Source organism: Streptomyces sp. NPDC007896, from assembly GCF_042959425.1.
GTDB lineage: Bacteria > Actinomycetota > Actinomycetes > Streptomycetales > Streptomycetaceae > Streptomyces.
Map to the genome: position 1 here is coordinate 39,366 of NZ_JBIBKX010000014.1, position 19,815 is coordinate 59,180.

17 protein-coding genes and 1 pseudogene are annotated in these 19,815 nt (G+C 69.5%); 11 read left to right on the forward strand and 7 right to left on the reverse strand.

Annotated features, from left to right (window positions below; translation table 11 throughout):
* Positions 1 to 5 precede the first annotated feature (5 nt).
* The gene (locus tag ACFZDJ_RS36830; RefSeq protein ID WP_391065501.1) at positions 6 to 2,204 is read left to right on the forward strand and encodes an ABC transporter substrate-binding protein; all 2,199 of its coding nucleotides are present in this window, start codon (positions 6 to 8) and stop codon (positions 2,202 to 2,204) included.
* 32 nt (positions 2,205 to 2,236) lie between these two features.
* Here the strand turns inward: ACFZDJ_RS36830 and ACFZDJ_RS36835 are convergent, their stop codons facing one another.
* On the reverse strand, positions 2,237 to 2,383 hold the full coding sequence (locus ACFZDJ_RS36835; protein WP_391065504.1) for a hypothetical protein: 147 nt from the start codon (positions 2,381 to 2,383) through the stop codon (positions 2,237 to 2,239).
* Positions 2,384 to 2,683: 300 nt separating this feature from the next.
* On the opposite strand from ACFZDJ_RS36835, the gene ACFZDJ_RS36840 reads away from it, so the two are divergent.
* On the forward strand, positions 2,684 to 4,135 hold the full coding sequence (locus ACFZDJ_RS36840; protein ID WP_168505022.1) for a cytosine permease: 1,452 nt from the start codon (positions 2,684 to 2,686) through the stop codon (positions 4,133 to 4,135).
* 54 nt (positions 4,136 to 4,189) lie between these two features.
* On the opposite strand, the gene ACFZDJ_RS36845 is transcribed toward ACFZDJ_RS36840, so the two are convergent.
* Entirely contained in the window at positions 4,190 to 4,747 is a 558-nt protein-coding gene (locus ACFZDJ_RS36845) for a TetR/AcrR family transcriptional regulator (RefSeq protein ID WP_384908827.1), read from the reverse strand.
* 75 nt (positions 4,748 to 4,822) lie between these two features.
* Between ACFZDJ_RS36845 and ACFZDJ_RS36850 the strand changes: the two genes are divergently transcribed.
* Positions 4,823 to 6,118: an MFS transporter gene (locus ACFZDJ_RS36850; RefSeq protein ID WP_391065508.1), complete on the forward strand. Its 1,296-nt coding sequence runs from the start codon at positions 4,823 to 4,825 to the stop codon at positions 6,116 to 6,118.
* Between the two features lie 185 nt (positions 6,119 to 6,303).
* On the opposite strand, the gene ACFZDJ_RS36855 is transcribed toward ACFZDJ_RS36850, so the two are convergent.
* The gene (locus tag ACFZDJ_RS36855) at positions 6,304 to 6,495 is read right to left on the reverse strand and encodes a hypothetical protein (RefSeq protein WP_030190387.1); all 192 of its coding nucleotides are present in this window, start codon (positions 6,493 to 6,495) and stop codon (positions 6,304 to 6,306) included.
* A gap of 175 nt (positions 6,496 to 6,670) precedes the next feature.
* On the opposite strand from ACFZDJ_RS36855, the gene ACFZDJ_RS36860 reads away from it, so the two are divergent.
* On the forward strand, positions 6,671 to 7,804 hold the full coding sequence (locus ACFZDJ_RS36860; RefSeq protein WP_168505026.1) for a glutathione-independent formaldehyde dehydrogenase: 1,134 nt from the start codon (positions 6,671 to 6,673) through the stop codon (positions 7,802 to 7,804).
* A gap of 276 nt (positions 7,805 to 8,080) precedes the next feature.
* Here ACFZDJ_RS36860 and argG read toward each other — a convergent pair whose 3' ends face one another.
* The gene (argG, locus tag ACFZDJ_RS36865) at positions 8,081 to 9,529 is read right to left on the reverse strand and encodes an argininosuccinate synthase (RefSeq protein WP_390933932.1); all 1,449 of its coding nucleotides are present in this window, start codon (positions 9,527 to 9,529) and stop codon (positions 8,081 to 8,083) included.
* 213 nt (positions 9,530 to 9,742) lie between these two features.
* Between argG and ACFZDJ_RS36870 the strand changes: the two genes are divergently transcribed.
* Complete coding sequence (locus ACFZDJ_RS36870) at positions 9,743 to 10,441, forward strand: LuxR C-terminal-related transcriptional regulator (protein ID WP_391065510.1); 699 nt, start codon at positions 9,743 to 9,745, stop codon at positions 10,439 to 10,441.
* A 126-nt stretch (positions 10,442 to 10,567) separates the two neighbouring features.
* On the opposite strand, the gene ACFZDJ_RS36875 is transcribed toward ACFZDJ_RS36870, so the two are convergent.
* Positions 10,568 to 11,599, reverse strand: coding sequence for a substrate-binding domain-containing protein (locus ACFZDJ_RS36875; RefSeq protein ID WP_391065513.1), 1,032 nt, complete (start codon positions 11,597 to 11,599; stop codon positions 10,568 to 10,570).
* Positions 11,600 to 11,733: 134 nt separating this feature from the next.
* On the opposite strand from ACFZDJ_RS36875, the gene ACFZDJ_RS36880 reads away from it, so the two are divergent.
* The 6 genes and pseudogenes from ACFZDJ_RS36880 to ACFZDJ_RS36905 all read left to right on the forward strand — a co-directional run bounded on the left by ACFZDJ_RS36880 (position 11,734) and on the right by ACFZDJ_RS36905 (position 16,687).
* Entirely contained in the window at positions 11,734 to 11,898 is a 165-nt protein-coding gene (locus ACFZDJ_RS36880) for a hypothetical protein (RefSeq protein WP_385382193.1), read from the forward strand.
* Positions 11,899 to 12,111: 213 nt separating this feature from the next.
* Complete coding sequence (locus ACFZDJ_RS36885) at positions 12,112 to 13,131, forward strand: substrate-binding domain-containing protein (RefSeq protein ID WP_391065516.1); 1,020 nt, start codon at positions 12,112 to 12,114, stop codon at positions 13,129 to 13,131.
* A 5-nt stretch (positions 13,132 to 13,136) separates the two neighbouring features.
* Positions 13,137 to 13,312, forward strand: a pseudogene (locus tag ACFZDJ_RS36890) (ABC transporter permease); the annotation flags it as partial.
* Between the two features lie 202 nt (positions 13,313 to 13,514).
* Complete coding sequence (locus ACFZDJ_RS36895; RefSeq protein WP_391065974.1) at positions 13,515 to 14,372, forward strand: TIM barrel protein; 858 nt, start codon at positions 13,515 to 13,517, stop codon at positions 14,370 to 14,372.
* 84 nt (positions 14,373 to 14,456) lie between these two features.
* Positions 14,457 to 15,653 carry a Gfo/Idh/MocA family oxidoreductase gene (locus ACFZDJ_RS36900; RefSeq protein ID WP_391065519.1) on the forward strand — a complete coding sequence of 399 codons (1,197 nt, stop codon included), beginning with the start codon at positions 14,457 to 14,459 and terminating at the stop codon, positions 15,651 to 15,653.
* A 35-nt stretch (positions 15,654 to 15,688) separates the two neighbouring features.
* Positions 15,689 to 16,687 (forward strand): TIM barrel protein, encoded by a 999-nt coding sequence (locus ACFZDJ_RS36905; RefSeq protein WP_391065523.1) that lies wholly within the window; start codon positions 15,689 to 15,691, stop codon positions 16,685 to 16,687.
* A 618-nt stretch (positions 16,688 to 17,305) separates the two neighbouring features.
* On the opposite strand, the gene ACFZDJ_RS36910 is transcribed toward ACFZDJ_RS36905, so the two are convergent.
* On the reverse strand, positions 17,306 to 18,064 hold the full coding sequence (locus ACFZDJ_RS36910; protein WP_391065526.1) for a DUF3472 domain-containing protein: 759 nt from the start codon (positions 18,062 to 18,064) through the stop codon (positions 17,306 to 17,308).
* Positions 18,065 to 18,327: 263 nt separating this feature from the next.
* Entirely contained in the window at positions 18,328 to 19,653 is a 1,326-nt protein-coding gene (locus tag ACFZDJ_RS36915; RefSeq protein ID WP_391065529.1) for a hypothetical protein, read from the reverse strand.
* Positions 19,654 to 19,815 lie beyond the last annotated feature (162 nt).

The following is a 19,815-nucleotide window of genomic DNA, read 5'->3' on the forward strand; positions in this document are numbered from 1 at the left end:
CGCTGATGGAGCCGCTGCGCGGCGCCGACCCGGCCGGCATCGCGGGCTACCGGTTGCTGCGCCGGCTGGGCGCGGGCGGCATGGGGGTGGTGTATCTGGCCCGCTCCGCCGGGGGTTCGCTCGCCGCGCTGAAGGTCATCCGCGCCGCGTACGCGGACGACCCGGGCTTCCGTGCCCGGTTCCGTCGTGAGGTGGAGACAGCGGGACGGGTGTCCAGCCCCTGGGTGGTACCGCTGCTCGACGCGGACCCGGACGCGCAGTCGCCGTGGCTCGCCACCGCTTTCGTGCCGGGCCCCTCGCTGGAGGACGCGGTGGAGGGGGGCGGACCGCTGCCGCACCGCTCGGTCCGGTTCCTGGGGGCCCGCCTCGCCGAGGCGTTGGACGCCGTGCACGGGGCGGGTCTGGTGCACCGGGACGTCAAGCCCGGCAATGTGCTGCTCGCGGTCGACGGACCGCGAATGATCGACTTCGGTATCGCCCGCACTCCGGAGGACACCGCGCTCACCGCCAGCGGGATGGTGGTCGGCTCCCCCGGGTTCCTCTCCCCCGAACAGGCCAGGGGCAGGGGCAGGGAGATCGGGCCGGCCAGTGACGTCTTCTCGCTCGGCTGTCTGCTCGCGTTCGCCGTGACGGGCGAACGCCCCTTCGGCCGGGGCTCGGTGGCCGAGGTGCTGATGCGTACGGTCAACGACGAGCCGGACCTCGACGGTGTTCCGGCGACGTTGCTGCCGCTGCTGCGGGACTGCCTGGGGAAGGAGCCCGGCTCCCGTCCCGCCGTGGCCGAGGTACGGCGGACCCTGGACCGGGAGCACCCTGACGGCCGGCACAGCGGGGGCTGGCTGCCGGAGTCGCTCACCCGTCTGATCGCGCTCGGATCGACGGCCGTACTCGCCCTGCCCTCCGTCGAGGCGACCGAGATCTCCAGGACGACGGCGGTCGACGTGCCGCCCGGAGACGCTCCGGTACCCGGCCCGGAGCAGCCGCCGAAGGCCTCCGCACGACGCCGTTTCCTGGTGCTGGCCTCGGCCGCCGGGGTCCTGGCAGCGGGCGGAACGACGGCCTGGTGGACCGCGGACCGCCCCGGTCGTGCCTCGACCCGGGGGACCCGCGCGCGGATTCCTCGGCTGGCCGTCGCCCTGCACGCCGACCTGAGCGGAAGCCACGCGGCCGCGGGCCGCGCGCAGGAGAACGGCGTCCGGCTCGCCGTCGACCACCTCAACTCCCGTGCCGACCGCGCCTTCGAGCTGGCGCTCCACGTGCACGACGACGCGGGCAGCACGACCCGGGCGGAACGGGTCGCACGGCAAGTGGCGGCCGACGACCGGGTCCGCGCGGTGATCGGGCCGACGACCGACGGTTGCGCGAAGGCCGCCCTCGACCGTTATCAGCAGGCTCTGCTCCCGATGGTCTCCGTGTCGGTCGGACTCGACGACGTGTCCTCCTTCACCTACCGGGTGTACGCGGCCACCCGCCCGGCCGACGCCACCCTGGCGGCGCCGATCGTCGCCCATCTCGTGCGCACCGCCCGGGCACGCGGGACGGTGCTGGTCGACGACGCGGCCGAGGGCGGCTTCAGCTGGGAGATCTGCACACGCGTCAGCGAGGCCATGCGAGCCGGCGGGCACACCACGACCCGGCGCACCCTCGCCGCCGAGAACGACGCGGCCGACGACTACCGCACCCTGGCCGAGAAACTGACCGAGTCGGGCGCGGACGCGGTGGTGTTCGCCGGAGGGTACGCGCGCGCCGCGAAACTGGCCCGTGCGTTGCGTTCCACGGGCTACCCGGGTACGCGACTGGCCACCCAGCGCGCCCTCGACCCCCGCTTCCTCACCTTGGCGGGCGACGCCGCCGAGGGCTGGGTCTTCTCCACCGCCTTCCTCGATCCGACCCGCGTGACGGCCGCGCGGTCCTTCGTCACCGCCTACCGCGAACGCTTCGGGGGCGCCGCCCCGCCCTGGTACTCCGCCGAGGCCTACGACGCGACGCTCTTCGTCGCCCGTGTCATGACGACGGGGGGCGCCTCCCGCGCGGAACGGGGCGCGATGGTGGACCGGCTGCGCGACACCGACTACCGGGGGATCACCAAACGACTGCACTACACGGCATCGAGCACCGGCTACAACGTGGACGGGCTGTATCTCTTCCAGGCCTCCGGTGGCCGTTTCCGCTATCTCGGCCAGTACCAGGACGTCACGGCCTGAACCGCGCAGTCCGTATCTCGCGCAGTGTGCGGTCAGATCTCGCAGCTGATCTCGACATCGGGCCCTTCCTCTCCCGGGACACTCTGGGTGTTCTGGTCGATGTTGTCGCCGAACAGCAGGTCGTTCCCACCGCGCCCGTAGATCACATCGCGCCCGGCGGTCGCCCCGGTGGCGTCCATCAGGGAACTGCCCCCGAGGCGCCGAAGAAACCCAAGGCGTCCCCGATGAGGCTGTCGTTGCCGTCGCCGTCCTCGAGACGGTCGTTCGCACCTCCGGAGGCGGTGTCGCCCCTGCTGTCGCCCACCATGCTGTTGTCACCGATCAGGGTTCAGTGGCGTGGCGCACCTGGGGTTGCACGGCGTACCGGTCGGACATACTGACCGGTACGACCCTCCTCGGCCGGTACGACAAGAGGATGAACGTGATCATAGGTGGTTAACCTTCTCATCACATGATTAACCCGCTCAAAGGAGGCACTCGTGACCACATCGTCGCAGCCACGGGTATCGGGTCTGGAAATCCGCTCCATCGACTACGTCCCCCTGGACGAGCGGCACGGAAAGCTCTGGCACCTGGGGCCTCTGTGGTTCATGTCCAACGCTCAGATCGCCACCCTGGCGGTAGGGCTGATCAGCATCACCGAGGGCGGCAACCTCATCTGGTCGCTGATCGCGATCGCCGCGGGCACCATCCTCGGCACGTTCTTCATGGCCTTCCACTCCGCGCAGGGCCCGCAGCTGGGACTGCCGCAGATGATCCAGTCACGGCCGCAGTTCGGCTACGTCGGGGCTCTGCTCGTATGGCTGTTCGCCTATGTGCAGTACGCGGGGTTCAACATCTTCAACACGATCCTGGCCGGTGAGGCCCTGCACACCACATTGCACGGCGGCGTCAAGCTGTGGGTCGTCGTGGTCACCCTCATCGGGTTCGTCATCGCGCTGGTGGGCTACGACGTCATCCACCGCGCCGAGCGGGTCCTCACGTACACCTTCCTGGTCATCTTCGGGATCTTCACCGTGGGCATCCTCCTCACCCTGCACTACCCACCGGGCTCCTTCGACCTCGACGGCTTCCAGTGGACCCCGTTCCTCGCGCAGTTCGGCGTGGTCGCCGGATACCAGATCAGCTGGGCCATCTACGTCTCTGACTACTCCCGCTACCTCCCGCCGGACGTGACCGTCCGCAAGACGTTCTACTGGACCTACTTCGGGTCGGCGCTCGGCGGCATCTGGCTGATGTGTCTCGGCGCTCTGCTCGCCGCATGGGCGGGCAAGGACTTCGAGACCGTCCGCTCGATCAACGCGGCGGGCGACAAGGTCTTCAGCGGCTTCGGCGCGATCGTCCTGCTGTTCTCCGCTTTGGGTCTGATCTCGGTGACCGCGCTGAACATGTACGGCGGGTCCCTCACGCTCATCAGCGCGATCGACTCGTTCAAGAGAGTGCGGCCGACCGTCGCCGTACGGCTCGTGACGATCGGCCTCACCGCGGCGCTCTCCGTGGTGGGGGCACTGGCCTCCACCGCCCACTTCCTTGAGAACTTCAACAACTTCCTGCTGTTGGTGCTCTACCTGTTCATTCCATGGACCGCCGTGAACCTCATGGACTACTACGTGGTGCGCCGCGGCCACTACGCGGTCGCCGAGATCTTCAACCCGCACGGCATCTACGGCCGTTGGGGCTGGCACGGCATCATCGCCTACCTGGTCGGCTTCGCCGTCATGGTGCCGTTCTTCTCCGTCGGCACGCTCTACGTCGGACCCGCCGCCCACGCGCTCGGCGGTGCGGACATCGCCTTGTTCATCGGGCTCCCCGTCTCCGCGCTGCTCTACTGGCTGCTCACCCGGTCGATCGATGTCGACGCCGAGGCCCGCCTGGCCGAGGCGGAGGTCGCGGCGCTGGAATCGGCGGCCCACGAGCACCGGGAACCATGACCTTTCCATGGGCGCCCGGAACAACGGCCGGGGAAGGGCTCCCGGCGCAATGACCTACACCGCCGCGAGCAACGGCGCGACCAAGCCCCGCGCCCACTCGCCGGACGCGGGCTCCCCGCTGAAGATCGCGCGGTAGTACAGCGGACCCAGCAGTCCGTCGACGGCCCGCTCCACGCTCGGCGCCTTGCCTCCTCGAGCGCGCTCCCGCTCGATGATCGCCCCGAGCTGGGCGTGTCGGTCGGCCGTGCAGGCGCTGCCGCCCTCCGGACCCGAGCCGATCGTCGCCCGCATCAGGGCAAGGACATCGGGATCGGCGAGGTCGGTGGCGACATCGCCCGTCCACCGCTCCAGGTCACCCACCAGAGAGCCGGTGTCCGGCACCACGACATCGCCACTGAACCGACTGGTGGCGACGTCGGCCAGGAGCTGCGCCACTGAACCCCACCGCCGGTACACCGTGGTCGCGTGCACACCGGCGCGCGCCGCGATGGCGGGAATGGTCAGCACCTCGGCCGGCTCTTCGGCGAGCAGCTCCCCGACCGCGCGATGAACGGCCGCGCGCACCCGCGCGGATCGGCCGCCGGGACGGGGCTGGACTGTTGCTTCGGTCATGCGGAAATTATCGCACTGATCGCTGCGTTAGGGTAGGACTGCTAACGCAGTGATCACTGCATTCGGAGAGAGCGCATGTCTGACGCACCCACGTCCCACAAGAAGATCCCGTCGACCCCAGCCCCAGGCGGCCAACCGTCCGGTCGCGTGCGGCGCGGGCTGAGCCGGCCGATGGCCTTCGCCTCCATCGCGGCCGTCTTCGTCCTCTTCATGGCCGCGTCGAGCGCGCCGTCGCCGCTCTACGTCATCTACCAGCACGAATGGAGCTTCTCGGCGACCACGCTGACCACCGTTTTCGCGGTGTACGTCGTCGGAATGATCGCGGCACTCCTCGTGCTCGGCGCACTGTCCGATCACATCGGCCGCCGACCGGTCCTGGCCTCGGCCATCGCTCTCGAAGCGGTGGCGATGGCACTGTTCATCGTCGCCGACGACGTCTCGATCCTTCTGACGGCCCGCTTCGTCCAGGGCGTCGCCACCGGCGCGGCCATGACGACACTCGGCGCGACCCTGGTCGATCTCAACCCGCCCCACGCGCCGCACCGCGCCGGCGTCATCACCGGTGCGGCCCCGACGTTCGGGCTGGGCCTCGGCGCACTGGGCTGCGGCGTCCTTGCGCAGTACGGGCCGCACCCGACCCGATTGGTCTACGGTCTGCTGCTCGCGGCTCTGGCCCTCGCCGGTCTGCTCGTCGCCCTCATGCCCGAGACGGCACAGCGCCGGCCCGGCGTCGTACGGTCGCTTCAGCCGCGTCTCGGCGTTGCTCCGCGACTGCGCACGGACCTGATAGCACTCGTGCCGATTCTGGTGGCGAGCTGGGCACTGGGCGGACTGTATCTCTCACTCGGTCCGTCAGTGGCCGCCAACCTGTTCGGCCTCTCCAGCCATGTCATCGGCGGCCTCGTGGTCACCCTGCTCTGCGCACCCGCCTCGATCACGGCGTTCGCGTTGCGCGGCTGGCCCACCGAGCGCACGCTCGCGCTTTCGGCCACCTTGCTGCTCCTCGGCACGGCAGTGGGTCTGGGCGGTGTGGAGGCGACCTCGCTCACCATGGCCGCAGCCGGCACCGCCATCGCCGGAATCGGCTTCGGTGGCTCGGCCCTGGCCAGCTTCGGCACACTGGCCCGAATCGCCGAGCCCGCCGAGCGGGGCGAACTGTTCGCGGTCGCGTTCGTCATCTCCTACCTGGCCTTCAGCATCCCGGCCGTGGTCGCAGGGATCGCCACCACGAACGTCGGCCTGCACGAGACCTCGGTCGTCTACAGCGCGGCCGTCATCGCCTTCAGCGCCCTTGCGCTCGCCGCCCAACGGCTCCGCACGGGACGGGCCAGGAACACCGGCCCCTGCGGACAGACTGCCGGGGCCAACTGAGGAACCTCCCACACGGGCGCCCCCCTCCCCGAACCATGACGGGTGGGCGGACACGCGAAGCTCCCGGCAGAGACAGAGCTCACTGCCGGGAGCTTCGCGGTTCTCGCGTCAGAAGCGGGGCCGACGGTCGCGCCGGAGCATCCCGTCCGGAAACCGATGAGGGCAGGCCCCATGCAAGGGAGAGGTCAGCGGTCGGCGATGTCCTCGCGCAGACCGTCGGAGAATTCCCACCATGACAGGGGAAGCCAGTCGCCGTTGACGAAGGCGTCGACCGTAGCGCCTCGGCCGCGGACCGTCACGGTCGTTCCCGGCGGGTAGGTAGTGCCGGACAAACCCGGCACGGGGACGAGCAGCGTTCCCAGTCGCTGTGCTGACATTTTCGGCCTCCCTCTCCACTGCATTTCCCTGCACGGCACCGGGCAGTTATTCACATCGACGTTACCGGCTTGTCCGATCGTGCAGGACGGAGAATCATGAGAGATGGGTCACGCGGAGAATATGGGCGGGGGCGTGGACATCACATACATGCGTCACCGAGCGGAGGTGGCAGCCGTGAAGGCCGTCGTTTACAAAGGGCCGTTCAGCGTTGCGGTCGAAGAGGTTGAAAAGCCCAGCATCCAGCACCCGAACGATGTGATCGTACGGGTCACTTCCACCGCGATATGCGGATCCGATCTGCACATGTACGAGGGCCGTACCGCTGCCGAGCCCGGCATCGTCTTCGGCCACGAGAACATGGGAATCATCGAAGAACTCGGCCAGGGCATCACCTCACTGAAGGAGGGCGACCGCGTGGTCATGCCCTTCAACGTCGCCTGCGGGTTCTGCATGAACTGCGTAGAGGGATTCACCGGTTACTGTCTGACCGTCAATCCCGGTTTCGCCGGCGGCGCGTACGGATACGTCGCCATGGGCCCCTGGAAGGGCGGCCAGGCCGAATATCTGCGCGTACCCTTCGCCGACTTCAACTGCCTGAAGCTGCCGCCGGGAAACGAGCACGAGAGTGATTTCATATTGCTCGCCGACATTTTCCCCACCGGATACCACGGTTGTGAGCTCGCCCAGGTCCGCCCGGGCGAGAGCGTCGCGGTGTACGGCGGAGGACCTGTCGGACTCATGGCCGCCTACTCGGCTCTGATGCGCGGCGCGAAGCAGGTCTTCGTCGTGGACCGGGTGCCCGAACGGCTGCAGAAGGCCGAGGAGATAGGCGCGGTTCCGATCAACTTCTCCGAGGGCAGCCCGATCGAGCAGATCAAGGACCAGACGGACGGCATCGGCACGGACAAGGGTATTGACGCCGTCGGCTATCAGGCGACAGGGCACGGCACGGACCGCGAGGAACCGGCGACCGTCCTGAACTCGCTGGTCGGCACGGTTCGAGCCACCGGAGCGCTCGGCGTGCCCGGCCTCTATGTGCCCTCAGACCCCGGCGGCCCGGACGAGCAGGCCAAGCAGGGCATGCTCCTCGTCTCGATCGGCAAGCTCTTCGAGAAGGGCCTGCGGATGGGGACGGGACAGTGCAACGTGAAGCGCTACAACCGGTACCTGCGCGACATGATCATCGAGGGCAGGGCGAAGCCCAGTTTCGTCGTCTCCCACGAACTGCCCCTGGATCAGGCGCCGTCGGGCTACGACAAGTTCGACAAGCGAATCGAGGGCTACACGAAGGTGATACTGCACCCGTAGCCCTGCGGACCGCAGCCTCCGGCCGCTCCCACTCGCCGACTGTCGCGATGTGATGCCCTGTCAGATGCGCCGGGAGCTCCCCAGCGGACAGGGGACGTCGGCGGACGGTGTGTCCGTGGGGCCTGGCCCCGCCACTCCTCCCCGTGCGAGGTCGCTGTCGGCGACGGGAGCCAAGGCGGTGAACCCCTCCCCCTCGCACAGCGGACGACGGCGGGCCCCGGCGGAACAGAATCCGCCGGAGCCCGCCGCTCAGGTGCGTACGACCGGTGACCGGCGTCAGTCCGTGCCGGACTCCATCGCGGCGCGGTCCAGCATCGTCTCCTCGTCCGTGGCCTCGCCCCGCGAGGCGATCACCTCGGCGCCGCCCTCGTCCATGGCGCCGATCAGACCGGTCGAGGCCGCCTGCGCGGCGCCGATCGGCGTCGGGTGGTCGCCGCCGACCAGGCCCAGGACCGCGTACTGCTCGAGACGGGCACGGGAGTCGGCGATGTCCAGGTTCCGCATGGTGAGCTGGCCGATGCGGTCCACCGGGCCGAACGCCGAGTCCTCGGTCCGCTCCATGGAGAGCTTGTCCGGGTGGTAGCTGAGCGCAGGGCCCCGGGTGTCGAGGACCGAGTAGTCCTCGCCGCGCCGCAGCCGCAGGGTCACCTCGCCGGTGATCGCCGCGCCGACCCAGCGCTGCAGCGACTCGCGCACCATCAGCGCCTGCGGGTCCAGCCAACGGCCCTCGTAGAGCAGCCGGCCCAGCCGCCGACCCTCGTTGTGGTACGCGGCCACGGTGTCCTCGTTGTGGATCGCGTTGACCAGACGCTCGTAGGCGATGTGCAGCAGCGCCATGCCGGGCGCCTCGTAGATGCCGCGGCTCTTGGCCTCGATGATCCGGTTCTCGATCTGGTCGGACATGCCGAGGCCGTGCCGGCCGCCGATCGCGTTGGCCTCCATGACGAGGTCGACCGGGGAGCCGAACTCCTTGCCGTTGATGGTGACCGGACGGCCCTGGTCGAAGCCGACCGTCACGTCCTCCGTGGCGATCTCCACCGACGGGTCCCAGAACCGCACGCCCATGATCGGGTCGACCGTCTCGATACCGGTGTCGAGGTGCTCCAGGGTCTTGGCCTCGTGCGTGGCGCCCCAGATGTTGGCGTCCGTGGAGTACGCCTTCTCCGTCGAGTCCCGGTACGGCAGCCCGTGCGCGAGCAGCCACTCCGACATCTCCTTGCGGCCGCCGAGCTCCGTGACGAAGTCCGCGTCCAGCCAGGGCTTGTAGATCCGCAGGTGCGGGTTGGCGAGCAGCCCGTACCGGTAGAACCGCTCGATGTCGTTGCCCTTGAACGTGGAGCCGTCGCCCCAGATCTGCACCCCGTCCTCGAGCATGGCCCGCACCAGCAGCGTGCCGGTCACGGCACGCCCCAGCGGCGTGGTGTTGAAGTACGGACGCCCGCCCGACCTGATGTGGAACGCGCCGCAGGCGAGCGCGGCCAGCCCTTCCTCGACCAGTGCGGCACGGCAGTCGACGAGCCTGGTGATCTCGGCGCCGTACGCGGTGGCACGGCCGGGCACGGACGCGATGTCGGGCTCGTCGTACTGACCGATGTCGGCGGTGTACGTGCACGGGACCGCGCCCTTGTCACGCATCCAGGCGACGGCGACCGAAGTGTCGAGTCCGCCGGAGAAGGCAATGCCGACGCGCTCGCCGGTGGGGAGGGAAGTGAGGACCTTGGACATGGCAAGATTATGCAACATAACGCATGACCATGCAAGGCGCGCCGGGTCATCGAGAAGTGACCGAGACCACAAAGGAAACGATGTCGTTTCGATAGCGTCGGGGCTATGGTGATGACACTGAGGTGAACGAAACCGTTTCGTTCACAGGGAGTGCGGTGGCGGACACCCGGCCCACGTCGGCAGTCGCCCCCACCCTCACGAAGGGCGGCCGTCATGACCTCCGTACTCGTCGTCCACAGCCAGTCCCTGCACCGTCTCGGTCTGCGCATGCTCCTGGCGGCCGAGCCCGACCTGACCGTCGTCGGCGAGGCGACGAGTGGCGCCGAGGCGGTCCGCATGAGCGCCGCGCTGGGTCCCGACGTCGTCGTGATGGGCAACCAAGTAGCCGATCCGAACGGCGTCGAGGCCATCCGCCGTATCACCCGGCCCCTCACCCCCCTTCCGGCGCCCGAACCCGTCAGAGCCGGCGTGCGCCCCCCGCGCGTACTGGTCCTGACCCCCAGCAGCCACGAGGGGTACGCCTACGCGGCACTGCGCGCCGGAGCCGGTGGATTCCTCCCCCAGGACGCCACCCCCGACGAACTGACCGCGGCCGTCCGTATCGTGGCCGCCGGAGACGCCGTCACCACTCCCAGCGTCACCCGTGCGCTCATCGACGCCGTCCGCCAGGAGCGCCCGGCCCGCACCGCCGAGCAGGGAACAGGGCTCGACACGCTCACCGAGCGGGAACGCGACGTCCTCACCGCCGTCGCCTCCGGCTGGTCCAACGCCGAGATCGCCGCGCGGCTCTCCATCGCGCCGACCACCGTCAAGTCACACGTCAGCCACATCCTCGCCAAGATCGGTGCCCGCGCCCGTGTGCAGGCAGTGACCTTCGCCTACGAGTCGGGCCTGGTGCGACCGGCCGCCTGACGCCGGCGGGCGCCGCAGGGCCGCCGACTCCGCGAGCAGATCCGCGTCGCGGGGCCACTCCACGTAAACCACGCCCCCCTTCGCACGGCGCCCCGGCCAAGGCCCGCCGCGACCCCAAAACGCCTGTCAGACGCACTCCGTGGTGGTGCCACGCAGAACGAGGCGTGGGGCCAGTACGACCTCGCGGGACTCGGTGCGGCCCTCGTCCAGGCGCTCGACGGCGGCGACCACCGCATGCCGTGCCTGTTCACGGGCGTTCTGGCTGACCGTGGTCAGATTGAAACAGCTCAGGCGGGAAAGGGCGTCGTCGTCGTAGCCGACCACGGACACCGCGCCCGGGACGGCGACACCCGCACGGGACAGAGCCGCCAGGACGCCGATGGCGGACTGGTCGTTGAACGCGACGATGGCGGTGGGGAGTTCGGCGCCGTCGAGCAGATGACGGGCGGCACGTTCGCCGGCCGCCTCGGTGTTGTCGCCGCGAAGGACCCCGATGTGCGCGTCCAGGCCGTGACGGCGCATGGCGGCGCGGTAGCCGCGGCGACGGTCGGTGGCGATGACACCCTTGCCGCCGTCGACGTACGTGATCGCACGGTGGCCGAGTTCCACCAGGTGATCGACCACCTGGCCGACCCCGTCGTCGTCGGCCGAGCGGACGACATCGAGTTCGGCGTCGAAGATCCGGCGACCGACGGCGATGACGGGAGCCTTGCGGTCCAGCGCGGCGAGTGCGTCGCCGGAGGCGGTCGGGCCGAGCAGGATCAGGGCCTCGCTGCGGAAGGCCAGCAGCGTCTCGACGGCGGTGTGTTCGTCGCGGGTGCGGGTCTGGGTGCTGAGGACGAGGTCGTAGCCGACCTCCTCGGCGGCCGTGTGGAGGTGCTCGACCAGTTCCGCGTGGAAGGGGCTGTGGATGTCGACCATGACACCGAGCAGCCGGGTGCGTCTGCTGGCCAGCAGACTGGCGGTGCGGTCCACCTGGTAACCGAGTTCGGCGGCGGCTTTCAGGACGCGCTGCCGGGTGCGCTCACTGGGGCCGGGTACTCCACGCAGCACCAGGGAGACGGATGCGGTGGACACGCCCACGCGGGCGGCCACGTCCTCCAGCCGGGGACGTTTGCCCGCGCCGTCCCTGCGACTCGCGGAAGCGACATCGTCCACTTGCACCTCCCGGCAGATCTCCTCGGGCAACAGCCTTGACACGTTTACGAAACGAGCCGATAGTACCAGAACTTAAAGCGCTTTAAATTGTCCTGATGTACCGACGCCGTCAGATGCGCCGGAGAGGAGCCCCAGTGAGGACGCAGCCGATCGGGGTCGACGTCATCCGCGTCGACACGGCCGACCGCTACGGCTCCCGGCGTTCCGAGGCCGGCCACGTCACCGTCTTACAGACCGAGTTCCCCAAGCCACCGCACCGTCTCGATCCCAAGACGGTCATCGCACCCAAGGGCCACTGACTCCACCGGGTCGAGTACCTGCGTCCGGCTGCCACCAGCTTCCGGGCACCCCGCCCTCTTCCGAGACACGCTGCACCCGATTCAGCCAGGTCTCTCCTTCGCACCGCGCCCCGACCGAGGCCGCCGCGAGCTCCCCGGCCCCATCCAGCAGCCGCGGATCCACAGCCCACCGCCGATCACTCCCTCTCACTTGCACAGCGAGGTGCACGAACCATGAGCCGCACATCCCTTCCCCGTTCCCGCAGAATCGCCCCCGTCGTGGCGGTGGCCGCAGCCGCCGCTCTCACCCTCGCCGGCTGTTCCAGCAGCTCCGGCGGAAAGAAGTCCGAGGAGAGCGGGGCGGCGGTGTCGGCCGGCAAGGCCGACACCCCCCGCATGACGATCGCCATGGTCACCCACGCACCCTCCGGCGACACCTTCTGGGACACCATCCGCAAGGGCGCCGAGGCCGCCGCCGCCAAGGACAACGTCAAGCTCATCTACTCCAACGACGAGACCGCCGCCGACCAGGCCAACCTCGTGCAGAACGCGATCGACCAGAAGGTCGACGGCATCGCGGTCACCCTCGCCAAGCCCGACGCCATGAAGGCCGTGGTCGCCAAAGCCGAGGCGGCCGGCATCCCGGTCGTCGGCTTCAACGCCGGCCTGTCCGAATGGAAGAAGCAGGGCCTGCTGTCGTTCTTCGGTCAGGACGAGTCCGTCTCCGGCCAGGCGCTCGGCACCAAGCTCAACTCCACCGGCGCCAAGCACGCCCTGTGCGTCGTGCAGGCCCAGGGTGACGTCAACCTGGAACAGCGCTGCGCCGGTGTGAAGAAGACCTTCAGCGGCAAGACCGACAACCTCTACGTCAACGGCACCGACATGCCGTCCGTGAAGTCGACGATCACCGCCAAGCTCGCGCAGGACAAGTCCATCGACGAGGTCGTCACGCTCGGCGCCCCGTTCGCGCTGACGGCCGCGCAGGCGACGTCCGAGGCCGACAGCAAGGCGAAGGTCGCGACCTTCGACCTCAACAAGGACCTCATCTCCGCCATCGAGAAGGGCACGATCCAGTTCGCGGTCGACCAGCAGCCCTACCTCCAGGGCTACCTGGCCGTCGACTCGCTGTGGCTCTACAAGACGAACGGCAACTACAGCGGCGGCGGCGAGCAGCCGATCCTGACCGGCCCGGCCTTCGTCGACAAGTCCAACGTCGACACCGTCGCCACCTTCGCCGCGAAGGGCACCCGGTGAAGACCATGACCCAGCAGGCTGAGCCGGCGGTGACCACACCGCCGGCCCCGGCCCCGGCCCCAAGGAGACCGACGGCCGGACCGCCCAGCGCTCCCTGACGCTGCGGCTGCTCGCCCGCCCCGAGGTCGGCGTGCTCCTCGGCGCCGCCGCCGTACTCGTGTTCTCCCTGAGCGGGTCACCCCGGGCGTCCTCGCCCGCACCGCCAACAACAAGATCTCGTTCGGGCACGTAAAGGCCCCACGCGCAGGGCGGACATGACATGGCGGCATCCCGGTGCACAAGCGGTCCGCCAACCGCCACCCACCTCCGGGCCCCCGCCGCTGGACCGACGACGTCCCGCCCCAACGCTCCACCGTCTCCCCGTGACCGGAAGGCACACCCCCGTGAAGATCGCCCTCGACCCCTACATGATCCGCAACGTTCCGCTCCTCGAACTGCCCGCTGTGGTAGCCGAGTTGGGCTACGAATGGATCGAACTCTCCCCCCGGGAGGACTTCATCCCCTTCTTCCGGCACCCGCGCGTCGACGACGCGACCGTGCGGAAGTTCCGCAAGGCGCTGGACTCGGCGGGCGTCGGCATCTCCTCCGTTCTGCCCCTGTTCCGCTGGTCGGGACCGGACGAGGATGCCCGGCAGGCCGCCGTCCGCTACTGGAAGCGCGCCATCCGGATCACCGCCGACCTCGGCGTGGACAGCATGATCTCCGAGCTCAACGGCCGGCCCGAGGATCCGGACCGCAGCGAGGCCCAGTTCTGGAAGTCGATGGACGACCTGCTGCCGCTCCTGGAGCAGGAGGGCATCCGCCTCACCCTGGAGCCGCACCCCGACGACTTCATCGAGAACGGCCGCGACGCGATCAACCTGATCCGCGGCATCAACCACCCGAACGTCAGCTTCCTGTACTGCGCCCCGCACACCTTCCACATCGGCAACGACGCTCCGGGCATCATCGAGTACGCCGGCGACCTGCTCACCCACGTCCACCTCGCAGACGCCCTGGACCACACCGCGTCCTCCGGCAACCGCTACATCCTCAACCCGCCCGGCACGTCGGCCCGGATCCACCAGCACCTCGACATCGGACAGGGCGAGGTCGACTTCGACGAACTCTTCCGCGAGCTGCGCGCGAACGGCTTCGACGGCACCCTCACGGCCTGCGTCTTCGCCTGGGAAGAACGCGCCAAGGAATCCTCCGTCTACATGCGGAAGAAGATCGACGAATACCTGACCACCTGGTCCTGACGGACCACGGCCGCCCCGGCACGGACGTCCCGGGTGCGGGCTGACATTCCTTCCTTGTGAACCTTCCTTGAGAGAGGCACCCCCATGACCACGTCCGCCAAACCCCTCTCCGTCGCGGTGATCGGTGCCGGCATGGCAGGCCGCAGCCACGCCGCCGGCTACCGCAACGTCAACACGGTCTTCGGTGCCGGTCTGCCGCCGGTCCGGCTGGCCGCGATCGCCGATGCCAACGTCGAACTCGGCGAGGACGCCGCCCGCCGCTACGGCTTCGAGAAGGCACTCCCGAGCTGGCAGGCCGTCGCCGAGGACCCGACCATCGACGCCGTCAGCATCGTCGTCGGCAACGCGCTGCACCGACCGATCGCCGAGGCACTGGTCGCCGCGGGCAAGCACGTGCTGTGCGAGAAGCCGCTTGCCGGGTCGTTGGAAGACGCCCGCGCCATGGCCGAGTTGGAGCGCTCCGCCGATGTCGTGACCGCCGTCGGGTACACCTTCCGCCGCTCCCCCGCCATCGCCGCGATCCGCGAGCACGTCCGGCGTGGCGAGCTGGGTGACCCGACCCTGTTCAGCGGCCGCTACTGGTGCGACTACGCGACCGACCCGAACGGGCCGCTGAGCTGGCGGTTCAAGGGCGGCCTCGGTTCGGGTGCGCTCGGGGACATCGGCTCGCACGTCATCGACGCCGCCGAGTACGTCGCGGGGCCCATCGCCTCGGTCTCCGGTGCCTGGCTGTCGACACAGATCCCCAAGCGGCCCCTGCCGCTGGGCGCGGTCGTGGGGCACAACGCGGCTCCCGTCTCCGACGAGTTCGGTGAGGTCGAGAACGAGGACACCGCGTCCTTCACCGCCCGCTTCGAGTCCGGTCTCGTCGGCACCTTCTCGGTGACGCGCACCGGCTTCGGCCTGCCCAACGGGCTGTCCTTCGACATCCTGGGCGTCGGCGGCCGCGCCGCGTTCGACCAGCACCGGCCCGCCGAGTACCTCTTCGACGACGCCCAGCCCGAGGCTCGTACTCGAGGCGCACGCCAGATCATCGCCGGCCCGCAACTGCCGTACTTCGCGGGCGGCGTCCCGATGGAGGCGCCGGGCGTGGGCGCCAGCAACGCCGACAACTTCACCTACCAGGCCCGGGCCTTCCTCGACCAGGTCGCGGGCGTCGCCGAGCCGCTGCCGGCCTGCGCCACGTTCGCCGACGCGCTGCGGACCATGGAGATCATCCGGGCCGTCGTCGAGTCCTCCCTGGGCGGTGGCGCCGCCGTCACGGTTCCGCCCGCCGCCTGACCGCCTGCCCCCACCCGCGTCCAAGGAGCACACACATGGCCCTCAAGCTCGGCGCCTACACCGCCTGTCTGCACGACCGGCCCCTCACCGAGGCCCTCGACATCCTCAAGGAGAACGGCCTGACCTCCGTGGAGGTCAACACCGGCGGCTTCATTCCGTCCCCGCACTGCCCGGTCGACCTGCTGCTGTCCTCGGCCACCGCACGCGAGGAGTACCTGGCGACCTTCGCCGACCGCGGGATGGAGCTGACCGGCCTCAACTGCAACGGCAACCCGCTCAACCCGCTCCCCGGCGTCGGCCCGAAGCACGCCGACGACCTGCGCCGCACCATCCGCCTCGCCGGCCTGCTCGGTGTGAAGCACGTGGTCACCATGTCCGGCACACCGGGCTCCGACCCCGACGCCAAGTACCCGTCCTGGGTGGTGAATCCGTGGGACGGCGTCTACATGGACGTCCTGGACTACCAGTGGGGTGTGGCCGTCGAGTTCTGGAAGGAGATCGACGCGCTGGCCCGGGAGAACGACGTCCGGGTCGCCATCGAGATGCACCCCCACAACCTCGTCTTCTCCCCCGTCACCCTGAAGCGACTCGTCGACGAGACCGGCGCGAGGAACGTGGGCGCGGAGATGGACCCCTCGCACCTGATGTGGCAGGGCATGGACGTCGTCGCCTCCATCAAGTGGCTGGGCCCGCTGGTGTTCCACGCAGCGGCCAAGGACGCGACCCTCTGCCCCGGCGCCGACATCCGCGGTGTGCTCGACACCTCGTTCACCCGCGTGCCCGCCGACGCACCCGACAAGGTGCCCACCGGCTACGGCTTCTGGTGCAACGCCTGGCCCGAGAACCCGGCGTGGAAGTTCGTCGCCGTCGGCGTCGGACACGACATCGCCTACTGGACCGAGTTCCTGCGCGCCCTCGCCGAGATCGACCCGGACATGGCCGTCAACATCGAACACGAGGACGCCGCCTACTCCCAGACCGAGGGACTGGCTCTGGCCGCCAAGAACCTGCACAGCGCCGCGACCGCCCTGTAACTCCACCCCGCCGCATGGCCCCGTGCCCACCGAACGGGCGCGGGGCCATCGACTGCCGCGGCACACCCGGTCAGCTGCGAACCAGGCTCACAAAGAACTCAGTCTCCGGGTCGTGCCGCCGGTCACAGATCCTGGGGACCGCGATGAGGACGTCGAGGGCCCGGCACCAGCCCAGGGCACGATCGGGAGACAGCCCAGGAACCAGTACCGACAGCTCTTCGATCCTCCGCTCCAACTCCCGCCCGCTCGACTCCCTCCAACACCCGGTCCACCGTGTCGAGGTCGGGATCACCCCATGCGGGCCGTAGGTCGATCGCCACCATGCCCGCGTCGGGACCGGACAGCACATTGGCCGGATGAAGATCGCCATGCACAAGTCCTACGGGACCGCTGGACCGAGTTCCTGCGCCAACAGGGTCACAACCGACGGCGTCCCCGCCCAGACCCGCAGAGCTTCGGGCTCCTCGGTGGCGATCACGGGGTCCGGCGTGAGCTTCAGCCACACAGGGCTGCCGTCCTCGCGCCGCAGGCACCGGAAGACCCGCGATGTGCCTCCCCCACCCGAATAGGCTCCGGTCGGTCAGCGATGAGACTCAGGGGCGGCACCCGAGCGTGATGTCACCGTCCGCCGAGCGTCACCTTGGCGGCCTTCGTCCACCCCAGGTCGACCAACTGCACGTTGCCGCCCGTGCAACGGCCAAGGGTCGACCTTTCGTACGTGGAGCCGTATCGGTAGGTGCCGTTGCCCTGCGCGTTCGCCGCGGGCTGTGTGAAGTAGGCGACCGACCGGGGCACCTTGTCGCAGTGGACGGCAGTGCCGAAGTACTCGCTGAAGTTGGACGGGACGCCGAGCAGGGTCTGGTTGCGCGGCACCCGGAGACTTCCGATGGCGGTGCCGACGCCTGTCTTCATGTTCCGGATCCACGCGCCCCACCACTGCCCACCCGCGTCCGCGTTCAGGCGCCACACCCGGAGCCGGTAGTCGGTCTGCCGGTCGATGGCATAAGCGAGCCGGCAGCTGAGCCCCGTTCCCTCGCCGCCGAACGGCCCGCAGCTCCCCCTACTGGCGTTGGCGTTCCAGAGCGAGAAGATCGCCGTCTCACCGGTCGTGTGATTGAAGCGCGTCCCGTCGGTCTGCAGGCCCATGTACCCGCCGTTGCCCGGTGTGGCCGTGAAGTCCCACATCATGGCCCAGTACGAGTGGTTCGCCTTCTGTGTGATCTGCACCCGCTGGTCGATGTTCCAGAACCCCTTGGCGCCGTGGAAGTTCCATATCGCGTACTCGTTGGCGTCCTGGTGTTGCGCGGCCTGTGCCGGCGCCGTGCTCAGCATGAGCACCGCGCAGACGGCCGCGACGAATCCCAGAACCCCGCGCACCCGAGAGCGCCGACCCCGTGGGCGTGCCATTCTGTTGTTGATCGTCCCCACCCCCCTGTTCACGCCGACCGCCCCCGCGTCGACTGTCCGAACCCGGCGGTGGTCGTGCGCCACCACGCTAGGGGAACGGGCATAGAAGGCAAAAGGGGCGTGAGGGAAGTACTGGACCCCAGCCCAAGTGCTCCGTCACGCCCCCTGCACGATGTCCACGCGCCGCACCTGCGCGTACTCGTCCGCGTCCTTCCAGCGCGGTCACGTCGGGCCTACTGCTGGTAGGGAAGTTCTTCGCGTACGTTTCCGGAGTGGTCCCGGGCGACCAGGACGGCCGTGACGGGGCCGCGTTCCGGCAGGTCGGTGAGGTCGGGCCCGGCGATGAGGAACGTCCCTCCGGCGATTCGTGCCGCCAGGTCGGACATCCCGTCGCGGCGCAGGACGACCGAGGCGATGTGGGCGTCTTCCACCAGGCCCACAACGGCGATGGTGCCGCTGGCGCCGTCCGCGAAGTCGTAGTACATCCGGGTGGCCGCGATGTTCTTGCCGACCACGGCGAAGTCCCGAACCGGGCCCTGTTGAGGAGTGAAGTCGAACACGAACGGGTCCTCGGCACTCGCCCGGTCACCGGTGGTGTGCCAGACGAGCAGCTTGCCGTAGCGGCCGAGCCGGACTCGTTCGTGCGGTGTGAGATCGGCCTGAACACCAGGTCGCCACTGCTCCGGATCGACGATCGGAGGCGCGCCGGCCGCCGCGAGAACCGTGGCCAGATCCTCGGTGGCGAGCGCGGGGTCCTCGACGGCCGATGCGGGCCGGTCCACGACGGCGGACGCGCGCGCCGGCAGTGCCGCGACGGGCACCATCTCGCCCTTCGGGCTGCCGTCGGTCCGCAGAACGAGGCCGGTGGAGTCGACGAGGAACGCGTTGGGAGCCACGAACACACCGTCGGCGACCAGCGTCCATCCCAGCGGGCGCCGGTCCGCGGGCCGTTCCACGACCAGGCTGCCGACCTCGGGTGCGACGACCCCCGCGATGGTGCCGAACTCGGTGTGGAACGTCGCCGACGCTCCCTCGCCGGCCGACGCGCCGACGGCGGGCCGGGACAACGTGACCCGCTTCGGAGTGAGTTCCGCGAACACCACTCCGTCCGGCGAGCCGAATGCGATCACCCTGATGCCGTTGCGGCGCGCGGTGAGCAACGGCTGCCAGTCGGCCGGATCGGGATGCGCACGCGTCACTGCCGCGGCGCAACGGCGTACGTCCGCCGCGGAGGCCCACCCGGTTCGCAGACGGTAGAAGTCCTCCACCCTACGAGTGCCGGAGCGTGGTTGATCACCGGGCGCCCCGGGATGCGCGGCGAGGTGCTGCCGCAGCCGCGGCCAACTCGGGAATCCATGAAGACGGGCGATCACCAACTGAGCGGTGTCGAGGCCGAATTCGACCAGCGGATTCCGACTCTCAGGTGCGTGTCGCGCGACGAGCGCCAAGGCGGTGGGCTGCCGGGAGCGCACGGCCCGCTGCAAGTCCTTCGCCCGCTTCTTGAGCTGTTCCAGACTGGCGCGCTCGGGCAGGGGCACGGTCTGCGGTGTGGTCGGCACAGAGCCTCCTCCGGTGAACCGGTGGTCCGCCGAACCGGCCGAAGGGCGGTAGGCCATCATGACGCGCTCGCACAAGCCAGGTGGGCTCTGCCCTTCCCGCGGACCCGGAGGCGCCCCGCGCGCCTGTTCGACCACTCTACTGCGTCCCCTGCCCCGTCCGTC